General features: G+C 62.1%; 2 protein-coding genes and 1 pseudogene. All 3 read right to left on the reverse strand.

Translation table 11 applies throughout. The features are described 5' to 3' along the window. Positions 1-25: 25 nt before the first annotated feature. Positions 26-418 (reverse strand): HNH endonuclease, encoded by a 393-nt coding sequence (locus tag AC4FIJ_RS16450; RefSeq protein ID WP_490337698.1) that lies wholly within the window; start codon positions 416-418, stop codon positions 26-28. 269 nt (positions 419-687) lie between these two features. Then, positions 688-1521, reverse strand: coding sequence for a hypothetical protein (locus AC4FIJ_RS16455; protein ID WP_490337699.1), 834 nt, complete (start codon positions 1519-1521; stop codon positions 688-690). 90 nt (positions 1522-1611) lie between these two features. After that, positions 1612-2006, reverse strand: a pseudogene (locus AC4FIJ_RS16460) (hypothetical protein); the annotation flags it as partial.

The raw sequence follows: 2006 nt of genomic DNA on the forward strand, positions 1-2006 counted from the left end.
GCGAGGCGGTCCAGGATCTGAATGTTCATGTTGTTTTCTCTGTAATAATCATGAGGCCCCGCGCCTCGGCGCGCTCGCCGCCATGCGGATTGGGGAACCCGCCGCGGAAGGTCGGCTTGAAGCTCCGGGGCCGCATCGATAGCCGGGCCTGCACGAGATCGCGCCACAGCAGGTCGCATCCGGTCTGCGGCTTGTTTCCACGCTGCTGATTGCAGCGCTGGTGCTTGAGCAGGCCGTTCGAGAGCGTGCGCCCTCCCCCATCGCTGCGCGCAATCACGTGATCGAAGGTCGGGGTATCGGGATGATGGCGCGGCAGGCGCTTGCCGCTCGGCAGGAATGCGCCGCATCCCGCGCAGATATTGGCCTGCGCCCAGCGCAGCGCACGGCGCTGCGCCGACCGGCGCTTGGTCGTTGGCATGGATGAATGTCCTGAGATTTTGGAGAGAGGATGCTTGGGATCAAAGCTCCGGCATCAGCCGCTCCTGGAGATAGGGGTTCCAGACGATCCGCTCGGTCCCGGTCAGATCGGCTGTATCCCGCCCTGCTACGAGCGCAGCCTCGACTTTTGCGAAGTCGAAGCCGGCCCTTTCCTCGATCGCCCGGCCGATCAGCAGCCAGTGCGCGGTCTAATCCCTCCCGATCGCTCAGCGGCAGCAGCGATGCTGTCCAGCATGGCGAACGCGAGGTTCAGCGGCGGCATAATGTGAGGATTTCCCGGTGCCCAAGGTTCTCCTTGCGCCAGCGCGCCCACATTCGTGTGTAATCGGTTGGTTTGCGCTCGCAGAACCGGTCGACAAGCGCGCGCGTGCACGCCTTGCCAGTCTGCCCGATCTCACCGCAGGTCGCGAGCCGGCGCACGGCTAGGATCGCGGTCAGCAGCACATCGCCAGCACATTGCTCCTCGACGCGCTTCCAGTCCCCGGCAAGTACGTGCTTCGTCACTTGCCTTGCCGGAATAGCCTTGCCGGGCAGCCCTTGCGCAAACGCATATTCGGACAGGTGCAATCCCTTGATCTCGTCCGTGTAGCAGTCTTGGCAGAGGTCGAGCCGCAATGGACAGTTTTCAGCGGTATTGCGTAGCTGTGGGGGCACGGTCACGCCCCAGCACATCGCCACGCGTCGCAGCACCTCGTTATCCTTGTAGTCACCGCCCCAGGTCACGAACCGCGCCGGATCGCCGTTCCCATCCACGTGCCGCTCGAGCACCTGGCGGAAGAAATGGTCGGCAATGTCGATCTCATCCATGTCGGGCTGGCACAGAGAATGGAATCGTCCGACCTCCGGTTTCTCCACTTCGCCTGCCGGGAAGCGGATCACGACATAGGAGCCGCAGACGATCTCATCGAAGGCCCAACGCGCCGTTGGATGCGCTGAGGTTTCGTCCTGTCCGACATAGTCGCTGTGCTTCTCAAGGTCTCTACGGAACTCGAAATCGGCAACGACGATGGTCTTGTCCACCTCCTGTACGATGGCGGGGCCATCGGGATTGCGGATCGGGTGCTGGCGGTCGAGAATGATCATGTTGGAAATACCTTTTGCAGATACGAAAAGGCCCGCGCGAAGCGGGCCGTTTCGAGAAATTAAAATTGAAATGTCAGTCGAGTTTGGGGCTCAGAGATGGCGCTGCGTCGCGTCGATCGGGATCGCGGCGAAGGACGGCAGGCCAAGCTCGGCAAACCAGTCGCGCTCATCGAGGTAAGCGGGATAGCCGAGCTCGGTCCACCACACCTTTTTCTTCGGATCCCATTTGTAGCCGCGGCTCTTTAGCCGGTCCTTGAAGCCGTAGGGCGCGTTCAGAGCCTCCACACGGTAGGTTTCCGCATCGCTTGCTTCCAGCAGCAGGTCGAGGCAGCAGCGCGCATCGAGCAGCTGGAAGCGCAACGGCGTCGAGGTCAGCAGCTTGAACAGGCTCCAGACGTCGTTCGCGGCATGATGGGCAGGATAGAAGCGTCCGCTCTGCATCAGCAGATAGCCGAGGTTCTTCCCGTCCATTTCGAGGGTCAGCC

The sequence above is a fragment of the Croceicoccus sp. genome, from assembly GCF_983967925.1.